The organism is Romboutsia weinsteinii (genome assembly GCF_002250835.2).
In the GTDB taxonomy this organism is placed as follows: domain Bacteria; phylum Bacillota; class Clostridia; order Peptostreptococcales; family Peptostreptococcaceae; genus Romboutsia_A; species Romboutsia_A weinsteinii.
Window position 1 is genome coordinate 44123 of the sequence record NZ_NOJY02000010.1, and the last position, 20614, is coordinate 64736.

Below are 20614 nucleotides of genomic sequence, written 5' to 3' on the forward strand. Positions count from 1 at the left end.
GGACAAAATGGAAAAATCAAAAACAAAAAAAGTAATATCGATGGCTACAACATCAGTTATTGTAGGAAATATTTTAATACCAAGTGCTGTAAGTGCAGAGGAAGCTATATCGGAAAGTATATCTGAGATTCCTATAAATATAGAAGAAAATGATAAAATCCAGCAAGATAATGACCTACCAAGCGAAAATCTACAAGAAGAAAGCGAAATCAATCAGCAAGAAGAAAACTTAGAAAAAATAGACGACTTAGAAACTGAGAATAGCACAATCAAAGAGAAAGAGAGTCAGAAAACTGTAGAAGAGTCAGCAAAAGACTTAATAAAATATTATCAATCAAATAGGGATCTTATGAGCTATGAAGATATCCTAGGATTAGAGCTGCTAGGTGAAAAAATAGAAGACTACAATGTAAATAAAATACATATTAATGCTAGTGGTATAAGTGAGTCATCAAATACTTTAAATCATGCCATTACAATATTAGGGCTAGTAGCGTTAGGTGAGAATCCTAGAGATTACAAAGGAAAAGACCTAGTAGAATTACTTGAAGCAAAACAAAATTATACAGGTGGATTCAATGATGATGGACCAAATAAAAAATCTACATCAGCTTCTATAATAGCTTTAGAAACTGTAAAATCTAAAAAATACGATAAACAAAAAGCTGTAGACTTCATACTTGAAAAACAAAAGGAAGATGGCTCAATAAATTATGATTTGGGTGGTAGTGTTGATGCTTTTAAAGCATTTAATAAATTAGATGAAAGTTCAAAGATAAAAGAAGCTAAAGATAAGATAATAAATTATTTAATAAGCACAATTAAAAGTAATGATGGTGAAGAACTTGATAACACAGAAAAATTAGAGGTATATTATGTTCTTAATCAATGTGATGTAGAAAAAGATATATACTCTCATTTGCTTCAAGAAGTAATAGATAGTCAACGAGAAGATGGAGGATTTGCGCTGTATCCAGACTATTCGAATCCTTTTGGAATCACAAATTATACAGCTAGTTATGTTTTTGCAAAAGAGTTAACAGGCAAAGATATTTACGATGAGCTTGATAAAAAATATGCGAAAATAGATATATCTAATGATATATCAAAAATACCTGAATCTATGGAAAGTGCAATTAAATATCTTGAAACTGAATCTTCATTTGGAGTAGCACAGTGGTACGAGATGCTAGGATTATATGCAGGAGAGGCTGACTGGTCCAAATTTGAGAAGAAAACATCATTTTATGATAATATTAATAAAATAAATGAAGGCTCATCAGAAGAAGTAATCGCACAAGCGATATTAGGTTTAGTAGCTGATGGTAAAGACCCAAGTAATTATGAAGGAAAAGATTTAATAAATATACTTAAAAATAAACAAAAAGATGATGGCTCTTTTGGTAATGCTATTAAAACAGGATATTCAATATTAGCATTACAAGTTACTAATACTAACTTTAATAAAGACTCAGCTATACAATATTTACTTAACAATCAACATGAAAATGGATATATTATGGATTATTTTGGTGATGCAGATAATGAAGCTACTACAATTTCACTAATTGCACTATCTCAGATGAGAGAGTCTAGCAATATAGAAAAATTTAAAAATAAGGCTATAGATTATATACTAAGTATAAAAAATGATATTAGTAAAGCTGGAAGACCAACTAACGACTTATCATTATCCATACTAGCATTAGCAGCTAATAAAATTGATAAGAGTCAGTATGCAGACCTAGTAGACACTCTCCTTAAGCAACAAAAGAAAACATCATCAATGGCAGGGAGTTTTTACAGAACTATTCAAGAGGATACATACTCTATAGACAATAACCATGAGGCAGATTCATACATAATAGACTTTGCTAGCGGAGCTACTTGCTATGCATTGATGGCACTTAATTCTGTTGATAAAAATGTAAACTTTTTAGAACGATTAAACCAAGACTATGAAGAATTAACAGGAAAAAAAGAGCCCATTACAATTGATGAATCAATAGAAAGAGTTAAAAATTATTATAATAAAAATAATTTATTAAAAGAGTGGGGGTCAATAGTTGGATTATCTTCATTAGGTGTAGATATATACAATAGTGACTTAAGTGCAGTTATGTTTGGATCTAGTTTAAAAAATATAACTGCAGATAGTGACTCAACAGATATTGCAAACTCAGTACTAGGTATAATAGGTTTAAATGAAAACCCAAAGGATTATCATAATAAGAACTTTGTAAAACTACTTAAGAATAGACAAAAAGAAGATGGTAGTTTTGAAGGATCTAGCATAGATTCAACCCTAAATGCAATAATAGCTTTAGAAATAACTGATGAAAGTTACAATAGAGATTTAGCGAAAAGCTACATACTAGATAATATTAATGATGATAAAAATATAAATAATGACTATTATAGTAGTGCCTTAGCAATTACAGCTCTTAGTTTCTTTGAGGGAGAAGATGTATCTTTAGCTAGAGAGGATATAATAAAATATTTAATTGAAAACAAAGAGGAGATAAAAGGTGATATACGACTGTCAAATACTGTAGTATTATCTTTAAATATTAATAATGTTGAGTACTCTAACTACGAGTCTATAGTAGAATATATGCAAAATACACAATTAGATGATGGTAGTTATCCTATAAAAGATAGAGATAATGAAACAAATATAGAAGCTACATACTCTTCTATGATGACATTAGCATCAATAAAGAACAATAAAAATGTATATAATTATTTAGATGATAAATACACAGGAAGTGACAATCAAGAACATGAAGAAATTAGAACACCACAAAAAAGTATTAGCAGAGTAATTAATGTATATAAAAACATAAGTAAGATAAATAGATCTACAGAAGAAATATTAGGTCTTTATTATTCAAATGAAGACTTAAATAAATATAAAAAAAATGAGTTCAGTAAAGATAGTGTGAATGCGAGTACTTTAGCTAAAAAAGATGCACTAAATATACTTGAATTAGTTGCAACTGGAAAAGATCCGAAAGCATATAAAGGTAAACAAAACGCTTTAATAAAGAGCAATAGAACTACAAACTGGGTGGATATACTTGAAAAAAAACAAGATAGCAACGGAAGTTTTATGAAAGAAGATAAAGAAATAATATCTCAGGTATTGCCAATACTAGCTCTTGAGGTAAGTAACTCTAATTATGATTCAGAATCTGCACTAAATAAACTTATTGAAAATCAAAATTCAGATGGATCCTTTGGAAATAAGAATGAGAATAAAATAACTACGACAGGTCAAGCTTTAACAGCACTATCCTTATTTAAAGATAACTCAAAAGTAAAATCGGCTATAGACAAGTCAGTAAAGTATCTTGAAACTGTGAAAATGGATAATAGTACAGTACTTGCTTCAGCTATACATGGACTTGATAGTGTAGGAGTAAAAATAGAAGAGTCAAAATGGTCAGATAAATTAAATCAGTTAATAGGGTATCAAATTGTAGATGGATCATTTGAAGGTAGATTTTCTTACAATAATCCAACTTCGTTTTTCAGTGAAGAAGGAACATCAAAGGCTTTGATAGCTTTACAGTCGGTTATAAGTGATAAAAATATCTATGAAAAATTAAGAGAAGATTATACTAAAATAGATAGTGAAAGAGTAATATCTTTAGATGAAGCAATAAACAATACATTAGACCATTATAAAAAAGAAAAAGAAATATCTTCACTTGAAGCAGTCTCTTTATTTAGTGCAAATCAAGATTTATCTAATTATGATACTACAAAATTAGATAAAAGCGTAATAAATGATAAGTCTAAATTAAGTGATGATTATATAAATGTTGCATCTATAATTGCAAATGGAGATAATCCTAAAAATTATGAAGGTACTAATTTAGTTAAAATAATTGCGAGTAAGCAAAATGCAGACGGAAGCTTTGGGAAAAGCATTGAAGATACTGCACATGGAACATTAGCATTAGAAATATCAAATGGAAATTATAATAAAGATCAAGCTATAGATTACATAATAAAATCTCAAGAAGAAAATGGAGGATTCTCAAGACCATCAATACTAAGTATATTTAAATCAGATGATAGTGATGTAGTAACTACAGCAATAGCAATAAATGCTTTAGCGACTGCAACAAGCGAAAAATCAACTAATTCCATTAATAAAGCAATTGAATACCTAGATAAAGTTCAACTTGAAGATGGAAGCTTTGAATCAAAATTATCAAGTACATCAATGGTTATTAGCGCACTTACAAATGCAGGTTTAAACTCAGATCATGAAAGATGGAATAATATTATTGATGAAGCTATAAGTTATCAAGATAAATTAGATAATAAAGGTCAATTTAAAGAAGAAAAACATGATGTTAATATTAATGATAGATCTACAGCATTAGCTTTACTGTCACTTTCAGAATTTAAAAATAGTAAAAGTGTTGTAGATAAATTAAATGAAAAATATACCAAATATGAAGAGGAAAACACGGATGCTAGTTTAGAAACTGCGTTAGATAGAACTAGTAAATATTATAAAGCAAACTATCCTAATAATAAAAACTCAGAAATAGACTATAGAGCAGCAATGTCTATGTACTTACTTAGTGAAGATTTATCACAATTTAAAATGAGTGAAGTCTCAAGTAATAGTATACATAAGTATAGTAGTATAAATTTAGATCAAGTAAATGTTATAAATGCAATGATGCAAGGATATGACCCTAAGAATATTGATGGAGTCAACTGGATGGAAATCATTAGCGAAAAACAAGAACCTGAAACAGGAAGATTTTCATATAAGTTGCAAGGCGGTGGTGTATCAGGAGAAGCAGGTGTAAATAGTCATGCTATAGCCATGATATTAATGGAAATAACAAATACTCCTTACGATGATGAAAAAGCATTAGATTACTTGTTAAAGCATCAGTCAAGTGAGGGTGGTTTTGGAGCTGGTCAAAAAGCTGATGATTATGAAACAGGTCTATCTCTCATTGCAATATCTTTCCTTGAAGGAAGATTTGATTTAGAGCATGAAAAACAAAATGCAATATCATACTTTAAATCTAGACAATTACAAAATGGAATGTTTGGATACTCAACTTTTGACACAGGTAATGTTGCAACTAGTCTTATTGCAGCAGGAGAAGATATAAGTAGTTCAAAGTGGAAGGATATTCCTAATAAATTAATTAACTTACAAATTAAAACTGGTGATAATGCAGGATTATTTAAACCAGATGAATCAGACGAATCTATTAGAATGTATGATACATATACGGCAGGATTAGCATTAGCAGAGGTTAAAGAGAGTAAAAGCATATATCATAGATTATATGAAGAATACAATGATTCTAAACTAGATAGAAAGCCTATAATTTATGCAATAGATAAAATGTTTAAAGTTGGAGACAAATTAGATCTAATAAGCAATGTAACTGCTAGTGATGTAGAGGATGGAAATATAACAGATAAAATTATTACTGAACATAATATTCCAGTTGATTCAGAAGGAAATATTACTCAAGCTGGTGAGTATGATGTTATATATAAAGTTACTGATAGTGCCAATAACACTACTACTAAATATATAAAAGTTACAATAGAAGAATATTCAAATGAAGCACCAGTCATAAAAGTAAAAGATATCAACTTAAAAATAGGCGATAAATTAGATTTATCAAGATATGCTGTAGCAATGGATAAGGAAGATGGTGATATAACAAATTCAATTAAGATAACTCAATCAAAAGAAATACCTGTAGACAAAGATGGTAGAGTAACCACTGCTGGTGAGTATGAAGTAACATATAGTGTAGAAGATAGTAGCAATAATAGATCAGAAGTAACCGTTGTATTAGTTGTGTATTCAAAAGAAAATCAAGCCCCAAGGATTATTGCAAAAGATATTGAGGGAAGGGTTGGGATACCACTAGACATACTTAAAAATGTATATGCCGATGACTTTGAAGATGGCGACTTAACAAGTGATATAAAAATTTCTAAAAATACCATAAAAATGGATGAAAATAACAGACCTACTGAAAAAGGAAATTACGAAATTGTTTATGAGGTAACTGATAGTGGAAGTGCTAAAACTACCAAGGTAGTAAATGTAGAAATACTTGGTGAAGATGAAGATGACTCAGATAGAGTAGTACATATTCCAGATAAAAATCTAAAAAGAGTACTTGAGTATATGATTAAATCTGACAAAATTACTAGAGGTGATCTAAGAAAATTAGATGTTTTAAGTCTAGAGCAACAAGGAGTATATGATTTAACTGGACTAGAATATGCAACAAATCTTAGAGGATTAAGCTTGAGATTCTGTACAGAACTTGACAATATTAATGTTTTATCTAATATGTCGAATTTAATGGTATTATATCTTGATTTTACATCTGTAGATAATCTAAAACCTATTAAAGAGTTAGATAAAATGGGTGTATTAACAATGTATGCATCAAATGTTTCAGATATATCGCCACTAGAAAATATGGTAAATATGGAAGAGTTAAATATTAGACTTTGTAGAGGTATAAACAATATTGAAGCAGTAAAAAATATGAAAAAGTTATCAGTACTATCAGCAAGTAGAAATAAAATTAAAGATATTAGTGCACTATCAAATCTTAATAATTTAGAGTATATTAGTCTTGAAGATAATAAAATTGAAGACATAAGTTCTTTATCTGAAAACATAAACCTAAAAAAACTATATCTAAATAATAATAACATAGAAGATATATCAGCTCTTGAGCATATGAATAATCTAGTAGAAGTTGAGATTGCTAAAAATAATATAAAAGATATATCAGCTCTTGGAAATAAAGAGAGTATAAACAAGCTGGATTTCAGTGAAAATAATGTAACTGATATATCAGTACTTGGAAATATATCTTCATATAATGGTAAAAATCAGACTTATAAACTAGATAATGCTAAAGTTAATTATGGAGAAGATTATGAACTAGTTTTAGGAAAAGATACAAAAGTGATAAAAGGCAAAAATGGAGACATACTGGATCCAATTGGTTGTAGTCCTGGTAATATGGTTGAAAACAATACAAAATATGTAATAAAAAATATTACCAATAGTACATCATCAAAATTAAGATTTGAAGAGGGAAATGGATCATCATTGTTTAGTGTAACAATGATGCAAGATATTAATTTATCTAGTACGGTAATAAATAATGCACCAACTATTAAATCTAATGGTGACATAAATATAACCATTGGAGAAGCGGTAGAAATTCCAAAATATGTAACGGTACACGATATAGAAGATGGAGACAATGTAAAATTAGTATATAACTTACCAGGTGAGTTAAAAGATGGAATAGCAAATAAGGTTGGTACTTATAAGGTAGATGTTATAGCTGTTGACACACAAGGGGCTAGTAGTACGGCCACTGTCAAAATAAATGTTAATCCTAAGATGGAAGAAATCAATGAAGCGCCAACAATACAAGCAACAGACGAATTAAATATTAATGTAGGGAAAAAATTTAATATTGAAAAATATGTAAGTGCAAATGATAAGGAAGATGGAAAGGATATAGAATTAAAATATAATTTACCAGATGAACTGTCAAGCGGAGTAGCTAAAAAGATAGGAACATACAATGTAGAAGTCAAAGCGATTGATTCTAAAGGTGCATCTGCAAAAACAAATGTATCTATAAATGTACAGGAAAAAGAAACAGATATTAAAGGTGTATATATTGAAGAAATCCAAGACAATTATGAACCTTTATCTGTAAAAGCAAAAACAGTAGAAGGGCTTAAATTATTATTAAAAGATATAACATCAAAACATAATATAAAATCTATAGAAACTAGAGAAGATGGTAATTTCAAGATATATAGATTGTATGTAGGAAATGAAGATAAATATATTGATGTAAAGATTGAAAATACAAAAGAATTTACAGATATTTTAGACGAAATAATATCTAATATGAACCCAGATGAAGAGAATAAGCCAGGAGATGAAGAGAATAAGCCAGGAATAGATGAGGAAACAGATAAAGATGATGAACCATCAATTGACGATAAACCGAGCAAAAACGATAAGCCATCAACTAATGATGAAGTAGATAAAGAGAATAACTCAAAAGATGATGGTAATGCTAATAAAAACAATCCTATAACATCAGATTCATCAATTTTAGGTTATATGTTAGGATTTATAGGTTCACTAGGTGGTATCTCAATATTATCAAAAAGAAGAAAAAAATAAAATATAAATTTAAAAATTAAAAAGAGAAGTCGTATAGGCTTCTTTTTTGTTGCAAAAAAGTATTTAACTTTTGTTGACATATAGCTTGGGCACGCCCTACAATTTAAGTGTTATTTTAATTGGGCATGCCTAAAAAGGAGGGGTAACTATGAAGAAGTTGGCTACTAAAATAGCTAAAAATAGTAAGTTAATTTTGCTAATAGCAGTAATTCTTATAATTCCATCAGTATATGGATTTATAAAAACTGATATTAACTACGACTTACTTAGCTATTTGCCAGATAATATATCAACTACAAAAGCAGAGAAAATCCTAAAAGATGAATTTGACTGTGGCTCACTTGCTATGCTTATTGTAGAAAATATGCAAGATAAGGATGTATCAAAATTAAAGGAAAAGGTAAAAGGTGTTGAGGGAGTTAAGGATGTGATTTGGATAGATGATTTTGTTGATGTATCTATGCCAAGAGAGATGCTTCCCAAAGAGATTACAGATTTACTTTACAGAGATAATTCAACAATGATGGTTATAAAATTAGAAGAAGGTACAGCCCATATAAAAACACAAAATGCAGTAGGTGAGATAAGAAAACTAGCAGGAAAACAAGCCTTTCTAAGCGGTATGTCAGGAATAGTTAAAGATACTAAAGACCTTTCAGATAAAGAAACTACAATGTATGTTTTAATAGCAGGTATCTTAACTATTATAGTCTTAGGTCTGACTATGGAATCTACAGTAATTCCATTTATATTTTTAGCAGGAATAGCGATGGCAATAATCTATAACTTTGGAACAAACATAATCTTTGGAGAGATTTCTTATATTACAAAGGCACTTTCAGCAGTACTACAGCTTGGAGTTACCATGGATTATTCAATATTTTTACTTCACAGATATGATGAAGAATTAAAAACAACGAGTGACAAAATAGTAGCCATGGCAGAGGCAATTAATAAAACATTTATATCAGTTGCAGGAAGTTCAGTAACTACCATAGCAGGATTTTTGGCATTATGTTTTATGGATTTAGCACTTGGAAAAGATATAGGGCTTGTAATGGCAAAAGGGGTATTATTAGGAGTTATTACAACTGTTACAGTACTACCTGCACTTATACTTATATTTGATAAGCAGATTCATAAGTACAAACATAAAAGTATACTTCCTACATTTGATAAACTATCAAAATTTATAATTAAACACTACAAAGGATTGGCAATAAGTTTTGTAGTTTTATTAATACCTGCAATAATAGGTAACAACAATGCAAAGGTATATTATAACTTAGATGAAACTCTACCAAAAGATTTTCCATCAATAGTTGCTACTAATAAATTAAAAAATGATTATGAAATGAACAGCACAAACATTATTTTAATAGATGATTCAATAGAAACATACAAAGTGGACAAAATGATTAAAGAACTTGAAGCTTTAGATGGAATAAATTCAGTAGTAGCTATAGAAAAAGTACTTGGACCTAGGATAATACAAGATTTTATACCACAACAATTGTTATCTCAACTAAAGTCAGGTGGATATGAGCAGATAATGGTCAACTCAGAATATAAAGCTGCAAGTGATGAATGTGGTAAACAAATAAAAGAAATGAATAAAATAATACACAAATATGATAAAAATGGATTACTAGGTGGAGAAGCTCCACTTACTGACGATTTAATAAAAATAGCAGACTCAGATTTTAAAAAGGTTAGTGTTACTTCAATACTAGCAATATTCGTAATAATAGCTATAATCTTTAAGTCTGAATCACTTCCAATAGTTTTAGTATTGGCAATAGAGGCGGCAATATTTACAAACCTTGGAATACCATACTACACAGGTACTGTAGAACCATTTATTGCATCCATTGTTCTTGGAACTATTCAGCTTGGAGCAACAGTTGACTATGCAATATTACTTACATCAAGATTTAAAGAAGAAAGAAATAAAGAAAGTGATAAATTCAAAGCAATGGAAGCTACTCTTAAGGGAAGTGGAAGATCAATAGTAACTAGTGGACTATCATTTTTCGCATCAACTATAGGCGTTGGGGTTATGTCAAAACTAGAGATGATAAGTTCACTTTGCAGCTTAATGTCTAGAGGAGCAATAATAAGTATGTTTGTAATATTATTTATGTTACCTGCAATACTATTGATTTTTGAAAAAGTAATAATTAAAACTAGCAAGAACTTTATAGAAGCTCCAGTAGCTGTTGAAAATAAAAACTAACAAAATAAAGTCAAGGGGGAGACTAAGATGAATAATAAAAAAATAAGCACTACATCAGTAATATTATTAACTGCTTCTATGATAGCAAGCAATACTGTTATAGGATTTGCAGATGAGCTTAAAAAAGATGAAACTGTATACTCCATACTAAAAAGCAATGGTGATGTAGATGAAAATATAGTATCAACATGGATAAAAGGGGACTCTAAGCTTGGAGAAATCAAGGATAAAAGTGAATTATCAAATATAAAGAATCTTAATGGAGATGAAAAACCAGCTATAGATGGTGATAATATAACGTGGAATGTAGGTGAAGATGATTTATACTATAGAGGAGAAAGTAATAAGACGTTACCAATAGATGTAAATATTAAGTACGAATTAGATGGAAAAAAAGTTAACCCAGAAGATATACAAGGTAAATCAGGTAAGATTAAGATGATAATATCATTGAAAAATAATGAACTAAGAAGTGTAAATGTAGATGGAAAAGATAGAGATATCTACGTTCCTTTTATGACAGCAACAGAAGTTATAATACCTAGAGATAATTTTAAAGATATAAATGTTAATAGTGGAAAGGTACTAGATGACGGCAAAAACTCTGATATCACGTTTGTATCATTACCAGGCTTTAAAGAGTCATTAGAATTAGATGAAGACTTGATAAACATGATGAATTTAAAGGATACGTTGATAATAGAAGGAGAGACAACTAATTTTAAAAATCCAGATATATTTATTGTTGCAACACCAAACAACTTAGACCTTGATGAAGTAAATGAAGATACAAAATTAAGTGATTTAAAAAATTCATTAAAAGAACTAAAAGAGGGTGGAGTTGATTTATTAAGTGGAGCAAAGCAACTAGCAGATGGAAACTCAGAGCTTAGTAAAAATTATGCTAATTTTGATAAAGGGGTTAAAACATTAGACAATGGAGCAGGTACACTAAACTCAGGAATAAAACAGTTGAGTGATGGTACATCACAATTAACTACAGGGGCAAATGATTTAAGTAGTGGCCTAAATCAATTAAATAGCTCTCAAGGAGAATTTCAAAGTGGAGTATCGACATATACAAGTAGTGTAGGTCAATTATATAATGCATATGGTGGTATAAATACAGGAATACAATCAGCTTATCAAGGCTCAACTAAGCTTATGGAAGGAATAAATAGTGGAGCAAGCGGACTTGATTCATTACTAGCATCAACTAATCAAATTGATGATGTAGCATCAAAAATAAACCTAATAATAGAAACCGTAAATGCAATACAAGTGCCTAAAGATCAACAAGGATTAAAGGACTCACTACTTCAAAAAGGTAGAGAAATAAGCGGAGGACTTAATCAGATAGCTGAAGGTCAAAGAGAAGGAATAAGTCAACTTAAAGGAGGAATGGGAGAACTAGCTGCAGGTGCATCTACATTAAATCAAGGATTGGCTCAGTTAAATAGTGGTTCAGTAACTTTCTATGATAATTTTGGTAAGCTTAATGGTTCCTCTAATACATTAAATGATGGATCTAAGAAATTAAAAGATGCTACAGGAACAATATATGATGGTAGCCAGACATTATCAAGTGGAGTAGGTTCATTAGGCAAAGGTGTAGATGCACTTACTAAAGGCGGATCAACATTAAAAGCAGGAACTTCAGAACTAAGTAGAAATTCTAACAAGATAGTAGATGGAACTAATGAATTGTCAAAAGGGTCAAAAGAGCTTTATGATGGAACTAAAAAATTAAAAGAAGATGGATTAGATAAGCTTTATGATGAAGGCAATAAAACTATAGGAGAGCTAGATGGAGCAGTAGAAGTAAAAGATAAGATGGTTGAAATATCTAAAGCATATAACAATTACGGTGGAATAAGTGAAGGTATGGAAGGTAATGTGAAATTTGTTATGAAGACTCAAGACAACAATACAGATAATGAAAATGATGATAAGGGTAAAGTAAGCGAAAACTCTAAAGAAGATAGTAGTGTAGTAAAGGGATGGTTTAAAAAACTATTTAATAAATAATTTGTGATTATAAAATATTAATATAAAGATGGAGTCGGAAATCCCGACCCCAACATCTGAGACTAGCAAACTACTGCTAGTCTTTTTGAGCAACGGGCAGATCCGTTGGCGACATGAGCAAAGCGAATTTTTTATGAAAAAAGTTTGAGAGATTTATAAATATATGAACGTAGTATATAATGTATAGTTAATTAGGGAGGATATATATGCAAAAGAAGATGATTAAAAAAATACGGAAAAGAGATACAAAAGGTCTAGACTATGTAATTAATAACTATAGTAAGAAAGTGTATTATTTAGTAGATAAAATTATTGGATTTTACGGGAGAGAAGAAGTAGAAGAATGTGTAAGTGATGTGTTTTATGAATTGTGGGAGAACATTGATCAATTTGATGAAAAAAGAGGTGAGTTTAGTAGTTTTATATATATGAAAACTAAATATAAAGCCTTAGATTACAAAAGAAGATTAGAGAAAAAAGAAGTACATAAAACTGAACTAGAAGATGATATTACAAATAAAATAACTACGGAACATATTGTGCTAGACAAGGAAAGTAGTGAAGAAATTATAGAAATTATAAACAATTTTAAAGAACCAGATAAAACTTATTTTTACAATAGATACTTCATGTATTACAAAGTAGATGATATAGCTGTTATGTACAAAACAACAAGAGCATCAGTAGAAAATAGACTATACAGATGTAGACTAAAGATAAAAGAAATGCTAGAGGGGAGGAAGTAGGATGAAGGATAAACATACATATGATTTAATTGAAGGTATTAGAGATATAGAAAATTCAGATTTTGACTTTGATAAAATTGATGAAGATATTGATTTTGATATAGATGATAAAGATATTAATAAAATAAAATCTATGACTTATGAAAAGCTAGGAAAATCTAAGCTAAAGAAATATAAAAGTAAAAAAATTGTAAGTATTGTAGTATCAATAATATTAACAATAATAATAGGTACACCAGTAGCACTAGCTATAGTAGATCAGTTATATAAGTATGACTCGTCTAGTGGAAAAATTATAAAAAGTGAAAAGCCTATTTATGTACTTGAAGAGCCAATGACAAAAGAAGTTGGCAAAGGTAAAATAACAGTAACTAGTGTTATAGTAAATCCCAAAGAGAAGAATATAGAAATAGACGATGTAGCTGAAAATATTGTTGGATTTGACTATATAAAACGTGAAATAAAAGTAAATGGAAAAAATATTCGTAGTGATATGTATTATGAAGCTGGAAGCGGTTGGGAAAATAAGATTGAACATTTTTATAAGTATAAAAAAGAAGATAAAGTAGAATACGTTATAAAGCTAAAAGATAACTCTGATAAAATAACTACAGTTAACTTTGAGATAAATTTAAGCGAAGCAACATCTGTAGAAAAGTACAATCAAAATATACCAAAAGATACAAAGCATAATATTACATTAAGTACAATCCCAAAAGAAGAAAATCATAACTTAATAATAGAACTAATGGCTATACCTAACACAAAAGATCTTAATTTTGAAATAGACAGTTATAGTAAGGATATGTATGAAGAGAGAGGTACAGAAATATTTTTAAAAGATGCTAATAACAAAAGAGTAGAAGCAGAGTTTGTAGATGACGATAATAGTACTAACAAGTATAAATTTAATACAGAAAATCTAAAAAAACCATATACTATAGAAATTAGTAAGCTTAAAATTAAAACTACAGATAATAAAGAAAAAAAGGTAAAATTACCAAAACTAAAAATTGGCGAAAGAAAAGAAATTAACAAGGTAATAATTTTGGAAAGTAAAAATAATGCTTTAACAAAAGAAAATAACAAAGTAATAATAAAAAGTGTAAAAAGAAAATTAGTAGATGGTGAAGAGATGTATTCTATGAATATTGATTACCCAGATAATGAAAATACACAAATAAGGGTTAGTGATGTAAATACTAATCCTGTAATGACAATTTTTGGTACAACTAAGAACTCTATTTTAAATTGGTCAAAAACTGCATCACTAGAAGATGGATTTTATAGATCAATCGATTTATATATGGCTAGAGATAGAATAAAAGGCAATGAAAGTGATAAAGCAAGAATTGCTGAATTTAAAATGTCTTTATACTCTTATGAAGTAGAAGGAAATTGGAAATTAATTATAAAATAAATATAAAAAGCAGTCTAATATATGTAAAGAAAATCTTGCAAGATAAGATATTCAGTTTAAGATTAAATTAAAGTAACATAGTTTATTAAATTACATTAAAATAAAAAGAAGGTATATACTAAGTTAGATTAACACAATAGATACCTTCTTTTTATTGTTTACATATTATTTTAACAGTCACAACCCCCATCAAAGCCACCATCAAAAGAGTCGCAACCACTATTCATATCACAACTATCATTACAAGAATCACTTTGTGTATTATTAACAAAATGATTACTAAGTACAGTATGAGCTAAGATAGCACTTTGAACTGATGTATTTGCAGAATTATCATTAACTGAATCATCTGCATTATAATTATGTTTACTGTCCCTACTGCTCAAGTTATTTTTATATGTATTTGTATTTTGATTTGGTTTATCTATCTTTTTAGTAAGATTTCTCTTAATGTATTTATTAAATAGTGATATTACTGCATATAAGATAATAAGTATCTCAAAAATTTTAAATAGATTATCAAGCATAATAATTCTCCTTATGTTGTTATAAGTTTAAATATACCAATTTAAAGTGATTTGTTCAAGCCATAATCTATGTATATGTATTTAACGCAGAAGTGAATTTTCGATAATGATATATTGATGCTATAATTTAAGTAACAATTTTTATAAATTAGTAGTTAGGAAAAGGGGAATTTGAGAAGGAGAATATAGAATGAAAGTAATTTTTATTAGGCATGGTGAACCAGATTATATTTTGTGTAATGAAAGAGGATTTATTGGACATGGTAGAGATTTAGCACCTTTAACAACTTCAGGCGTGCAACAGGCAGAAGATGTTTCCAATATTTTAAAACTAAATGAATGTGAAGTGATAGTATCTTCTCCATATACAAGGGCGTTGCAAACTACAGCTATTATTTCTAGGAATACAGGAATAAAAATAGAAATAGAAGTTGATTTACACGAATGGTGTCCTGATAAAACCTATAAATATAAGACATCAGAAGAGTTATTTGAACTTCACAAAGATTTTTGTAACTGTAAAGGGGTATATCCAAAAGGAGAACAAAGAAAGTGGGAAACAATTGATGAGATTATAGATAGAGTTATTCCTGTCTTAGATAAATATCTTGAACAGGGATTTAATAAAATTATGGTTGTTGCACATGGTGGAGTTATTCGAAGATTTATTGGACAAGCAAACATAATGTATTGCACACCATATGAAGTGAATTATTACAAGGGATATCACTGTATAGATTGGATTGATTAAATAACTGAGGCTTTAATATAAGATGAAATTTAAAATAGCAACTACTTTAGAATTTTATCTAAAATAGTTGCTATTTTGATACTAAAATTTATAAAAACATCATTCCTAAAGAAAGAATAATAGCAGATGCAATAAATATACAAACTAATATCTTAAACACAAACTTAACCCAAGTTGAATACTCAACCTTAGCAATAGCAAGACCACCAATAATAACACCGCTAGTTGGAGTAATTAAATTTACTATACCACTACCAGCACTAAAGATAGCTACCATTAACTCAGGTGAGAAACCTAAGTTTTGAGATAAAGGTCCAAATATTGGCATAGATACACTTGCAAGTCCAGATGTAGAAGGTATTAAGAATGCAAGACCCATATATATAACATAAGCAACATTAGTAAATAATATTGATGACATACTACTTAAAGCTTTTGAAGCACCTTCTAGAACATAAACATCAAGACCTGTACTTCCCATTATAATAGAAATACCTCTTGAAATACCTATAACTAAAGCAACCCCAACCATCTCTGAGGCACCTTCAATAAAGGTCCCAACTATTTCTTTTTCCTTTAAACCATAAACAAGACCTATTATTACTGCCATAACTACAAACCATATTGATAATTCAGAGAACCACCAATTACCTAAAGATGATCCAGTTAAAAAAGCAGTATCTTTAAATATTGTTATTCCAAATTTCTCCCAAGGAATAACACCTAGTATCATAACTACAAAACTTAATGCAAATAGCCCTAAGACAATTTTTCTCTTAGTAGTAAACTCAACTAGTTCTTCTCTTTTTCCTACATAGGCTTTTTTAGCATTATCAATTTCTTCTTGTGATAAAATACTAGATTTTTTATCTTCCTTAGTTTTCTTAGCATATTTCATTACAAAGAATATAGAAATAAGTAGAGAAGTAAGCCATAAAGCTATACCTAAACCTATAACTACTACTTGGTTCACTGTAATACCAACGCTATCTAAAGCAGCAATACTAGTAGATACTAAAAAAGGGTTAACTGTTGATCCAAGCACTCCACAGCCTGCTCCTAAAGCAATTGTTCCTACAGCAACCAACTGGTCAAAACCTGCTGCCATCATTGTAGCAGTTATTAAAGCATAAAAAGCTATAGTTTCTTCAGCCATACCAAAGCTAGTACCACCTAAAGAAAAAATAAACATAAGTATAGGTATTAATATAAGTTCTTTACCATTTAACTTCTTAACTATTGAGCCTATCCCAGCATCAAGTGCACCAGTCTTAGTAACTACACCTAAAAATCCACCAATTAATAAAACGAATATAGAAACATCGATAGCATCGTTTAGACCATTGATAGGTGCCATAATTAAATCAGAAAACTTAGCTGGAACAACACTTGGTATAAATTGTGTAATAATCACAATTGTAAGTGTTATTAAAAGTAACACACTGTATGCAGTTGGCATACTGAATCCTTTTTTTGTTGTCTTTGTACTCATAATCAATCTCCTCTCGTGATTCATGTATTAATTAGTTATTTTACTATAAATTTACAAATTTTAACAGAAAAACATTTAATTTTATAAAAATTTATAATATTAAAATTAAATATACAATTTAAATTAATAATGTGTTATTCGTATGTATTTTTTATCTTTTTATCTATAATTATTAAAATCCGTAGTATAATTATATAAAAGGAAACTATTAATAAGACAAAAAGAAAGGCTTAAGACATGATACCTAAAAGAGTAAAACAATTTTATATAAATGTAGTAGACACTATGAATGAAGAAGATTATAATTATGTTGAAAAAATACTAAATAAAGAAGAATTTGAGTTATTTAAAAAACTATTAAAGTCAGAACAAAAGCATAGTCTAAGGATTGCTAAAGAAATAGAATATAATATAGACAATAAAATGATTAATAATGAAGAGATATTAAAAAATAGAGATATTTTAATAAAAGCAGCTTTACTACATGATGTAGGAAAGAGTAAACAGAAACTAAATGTAATAGATAAATCTATAATTGTAATACTTAATAAATTAACTAAGGGAGAGCTAATAAAATTAGAAAAATCAAAGAAAGTACAATGTTATTACAAGCACAGTGAGTATGGATATGAGATATTAAAAGACAAGATAGATAATAAGTTAATACTAAATATAGTCAAAAATCACCATAACAATGATTGTGATGAAATAGTTGAATTCTTTAAAAAAATTGATGATGATAATTAAAATATTATAGCTGATAAAAAAATAATATAAATTTATAATAAATGGTTACAAATTTGCTTCTAATTGAGTATCCTTATATAGAACAATAATTCTACTATATAAAGATATTAAAATTTAAAAATATAGGAGTGAATAAATTATGGCACGAGTTATAAGAACAAGTGAATTTAGAAATAGAGTAGAAAATAGGGAAGGAATTGTACTAGTTGATTTTTATGCAACTTGGTGTGGACCCTGTAAGATGTTATCTCCAGTATTTGAATCAATAGGAAATGAAATGATGGGTAGAGCGGACTTCTTTAAGGTAGATATAGATCAAAGTATGGAAATATCAGAAAAATACCAAATAAGTACAGTTCCAACATTAATAATATTCAAAAATGGAAGAGAAATAGATCGATTATTTGGATTTATACCAAAAGAGCACTTACGACAAAAAATAGAATCATATATGTAAGATAAAAACTTATTTACTATAATATATCATTAAATAAAAACATAAAAATAAGACTTGTAAAATAAAGTATAGGTCTTATTTTTATGTATGAATACTAGTTGATGGACAGATAGAATATTCTATATACATTTTTTATTTTATATTGTTGCTGACATATAAACTTAATGTTATAGTTTAAATATAACAAATATAATTAATGGAGGATTACAATGAAGAAAGTAAAGATTTATTTGGCTATAACATTTGTATTAACTTGGGCTATTGCCTTTACATTGATGGCTAATGGAGGATACTATAATCCATCTGCAATGGTAGTAATAAGCATATGTATGTTTATGCCAGCAGTAGGGGTAATCACAACATCTTTATTATCTAAAGAAAAATTAAGAGATATATGGATAAAGCCAAATTTCAAAGGGAATATGAAATACTATTTATTAGCATGGCTTTCACCAGTTGTACTTATAATAATTGGGGCAGCAGTATATTTTATGTTATTTCCGTCACAGTTTGATAGTAATATGACCTTAATGATAGATACTGCTAAACAACAAATGATAGCATCTGGTAATACCATAGCAAGTGATCAACAGTTAAAAGCTATGTTTATCACACAATTATTAGTATCAGTATTTATAGCTCCTATTTTAAACTTTATTCCATGTCTAGGTGAAGAAATAGGATGGAGAGGGTATTTATTACCAAATTTATTAGAAAAATATTCACCAATAAAATCAACATTAATTAGTGGAGTTATATGGGGTTTATGGCATGCACCAATGATAGCAATGGGACATAACTATGGACTTGGATATCCAACGGCTCCATGGGGAGGAATATTTGCAATGGTACTATTTTGTATCTTTGTAGGAGCATTATTCACGTATGTAACATTAAAAACAAAGAGTTGTATACCAGCAGCTATTGGACACGGTATGTTAAATGGATTCGCGAGTGCAGGCTCAATATTTTTAGCAACAAACAATGCAAATCCTTTCTTAGGTCCATTACCAGTGGGTATAATAGGTGGAATAGGATTTATAGTTGTAGGGATTATATATTTAAGAAAAATTTCTAAGATTAATTATGACGGTAAAAATTACAATATGTAAAAATAATAAAGTGTGATAATATGTTGAGTGAAACATTATCAACAACACAAATAAAATAAAAGTCGGTATATAGCCGGCTTTTATTTTATTTATATCTATAAAAGTAAATCTTCCACTATTTGCATTTATAAGATTTATATAGTATATTAATTATACGATTTCTAATAAAATATTATCAGTAGGGAGTGATAAGTTTGAAGAAGAAAAGAAACTACATAATAGGAATAATAATCCTAGCGATTATGATAATAATAGCTATATCAGTATCATATATGAGTAAAAATTCAAAAGTTGAAAATAAGAAAGAACAAATAGAAGAGAGTACAAATATTAAGTTAGAAGATAAGCAGTTAGAAATATTTAAAACATTGGTAGGATTAGAATCTAAAGAGATGAAGATAGTAGATAATCCATTAAGAGTAGATGGAACATTTTTAATACCACAAGAAACAGTATTAAATGGTGTAAATTACTATTTAAAAACATCTAAAAATAAAGATATAAAAGACGTTGAGGTTAGCTTACTAGAAAACTCAATAAAAATAAAAGCTAAATATAACTTATTTGGAACTTTTAAAACACCAGTAGAAATAAGCGTAGTACCATCACTAACAAAAGATTCAGATATAAAACTAGACTTAAAAGATATAAAGGTACTAAACTTAAAGATTAATCAAAAGCTAATAGACTCAATAATAGATAATTGGTTTACAAACCAAGAAGGAATAACTATTGATGGTGGAGATGTAATTATTGATAAGAAAAACTTAAAGGGCATAACTGTAAAAGATATTTCAATAAAATCTTCTAATCTAATTATTGGACTTAGTCTTAAATTAGATTAGATATATAAAAA

At 28.6% G+C, this 20614-nt stretch carries 12 protein-coding genes; 10 read left to right on the forward strand and 2 right to left on the reverse strand.

All coding sequences use genetic code 11. The features are described from left to right. Window positions 1–7: 7 nt before the first annotated feature. The 5 genes from CHL78_RS07645 to CHL78_RS07665 all read left to right on the forward strand — a co-directional run bounded on the left by CHL78_RS07645 (window position 8) and on the right by CHL78_RS07665 (window position 14672). A complete protein-coding gene (locus CHL78_RS07645) occupies window positions 8–8242 on the forward strand; it encodes a prenyltransferase/squalene oxidase repeat-containing protein (protein WP_094367516.1) in 8235 nt (2744 codons plus the stop codon). 148 nt (window positions 8243–8390) lie between these two features. Beyond that, on the forward strand, window positions 8391–10478 hold the full coding sequence (locus CHL78_RS07650) for an efflux RND transporter permease subunit (RefSeq protein WP_116041337.1): 2088 nt from the start codon (window positions 8391–8393) through the stop codon (window positions 10476–10478). 27 nt (window positions 10479–10505) lie between these two features. Beyond that, window positions 10506–12506: a YhgE/Pip domain-containing protein gene (locus CHL78_RS07655; protein ID WP_116041339.1), complete on the forward strand. Its 2001-nt coding sequence runs from the start codon at window positions 10506–10508 to the stop codon at window positions 12504–12506. Window positions 12507–12712: 206 nt separating this feature from the next. Next, window positions 12713–13252, forward strand: coding sequence for a sigma-70 family RNA polymerase sigma factor (locus CHL78_RS07660; protein ID WP_094368946.1), 540 nt, complete (start codon window positions 12713–12715; stop codon window positions 13250–13252). A 1-nt stretch (window position 13253) separates the two neighbouring features. Then, window positions 13254–14672, forward strand: a complete 1419-nt coding sequence (locus CHL78_RS07665; protein ID WP_094368947.1) for a hypothetical protein — start codon at window positions 13254–13256, stop codon at window positions 14670–14672. Between the two features lie 170 nt (window positions 14673–14842). Here CHL78_RS07665 and CHL78_RS07670 read toward each other — a convergent pair whose 3' ends face one another. Beyond that, a complete protein-coding gene (locus CHL78_RS07670) occupies window positions 14843–15199 on the reverse strand; it encodes a hypothetical protein (protein WP_094368948.1) in 357 nt (118 codons plus the stop codon). 190 nt (window positions 15200–15389) lie between these two features. Between CHL78_RS07670 and CHL78_RS07675 the strand changes: the two genes are divergently transcribed. Beyond that, window positions 15390–15950 (forward strand): histidine phosphatase family protein, encoded by a 561-nt coding sequence (locus CHL78_RS07675; protein ID WP_094368949.1) that lies wholly within the window; start codon window positions 15390–15392, stop codon window positions 15948–15950. An 88-nt stretch (window positions 15951–16038) separates the two neighbouring features. Here the strand turns inward: CHL78_RS07675 and CHL78_RS07680 are convergent, their stop codons facing one another. Beyond that, window positions 16039–17442 (reverse strand): YfcC family protein, encoded by a 1404-nt coding sequence (locus CHL78_RS07680; RefSeq protein ID WP_094368950.1) that lies wholly within the window; start codon window positions 17440–17442, stop codon window positions 16039–16041. Window positions 17443–17679: 237 nt separating this feature from the next. Here CHL78_RS07680 and CHL78_RS07685 point away from each other — a divergent pair, with 237 nt between their 5' ends. From CHL78_RS07685 to CHL78_RS07700, 4 genes are all read left to right on the forward strand, one after another. After that, window positions 17680–18189: an HDIG domain-containing metalloprotein gene (locus CHL78_RS07685; RefSeq protein WP_094368951.1), complete on the forward strand. Its 510-nt coding sequence runs from the start codon at window positions 17680–17682 to the stop codon at window positions 18187–18189. Between the two features lie 139 nt (window positions 18190–18328). Beyond that, entirely contained in the window at window positions 18329–18646 is a 318-nt protein-coding gene (trxA, locus tag CHL78_RS07690; RefSeq protein ID WP_094368952.1) for a thioredoxin, read from the forward strand. 209 nt (window positions 18647–18855) lie between these two features. Next, a complete protein-coding gene (locus CHL78_RS07695) occupies window positions 18856–19758 on the forward strand; it encodes a CPBP family intramembrane glutamic endopeptidase (protein ID WP_094368953.1) in 903 nt (300 codons plus the stop codon). Between the two features lie 194 nt (window positions 19759–19952). Continuing rightward, complete coding sequence (locus CHL78_RS07700; protein WP_094368954.1) at window positions 19953–20603, forward strand: hypothetical protein; 651 nt, start codon at window positions 19953–19955, stop codon at window positions 20601–20603. Window positions 20604–20614 lie beyond the last annotated feature (11 nt).

Coding starts and splice junctions, on each gene's coding strand:
- CHL78_RS07645 (WP_094367516.1), top strand. CDS start 8: ATGGAAAAATCAAAAACAAAAAAAGTAATATCGATGGCTACAACATCA.
- CHL78_RS07650 (WP_116041337.1), top strand. CDS start 8,391: ATGAAGAAGTTGGCTACTAAAATAGCTAAAAATAGTAAGTTAATTTTG.
- CHL78_RS07655 (WP_116041339.1), top strand. CDS start 10,506: ATGAATAATAAAAAAATAAGCACTACATCAGTAATATTATTAACTGCT.
- CHL78_RS07660 (WP_094368946.1), top strand. CDS start 12,713: ATGCAAAAGAAGATGATTAAAAAAATACGGAAAAGAGATACAAAAGGT.
- CHL78_RS07665 (WP_094368947.1), top strand. CDS start 13,254: ATGAAGGATAAACATACATATGATTTAATTGAAGGTATTAGAGATATA.
- CHL78_RS07670 (WP_094368948.1), bottom strand. CDS start 15,199: ATGCTTGATAATCTATTTAAAATTTTTGAGATACTTATTATCTTATAT.
- CHL78_RS07675 (WP_094368949.1), top strand. CDS start 15,390: ATGAAAGTAATTTTTATTAGGCATGGTGAACCAGATTATATTTTGTGT.
- CHL78_RS07680 (WP_094368950.1), bottom strand. CDS start 17,442: ATGAGTACAAAGACAACAAAAAAAGGATTCAGTATGCCAACTGCATAC.
- CHL78_RS07685 (WP_094368951.1), top strand. CDS start 17,680: ATGATACCTAAAAGAGTAAAACAATTTTATATAAATGTAGTAGACACT.
- trxA (WP_094368952.1), top strand. CDS start 18,329: ATGGCACGAGTTATAAGAACAAGTGAATTTAGAAATAGAGTAGAAAAT.
- CHL78_RS07695 (WP_094368953.1), top strand. CDS start 18,856: ATGAAGAAAGTAAAGATTTATTTGGCTATAACATTTGTATTAACTTGG.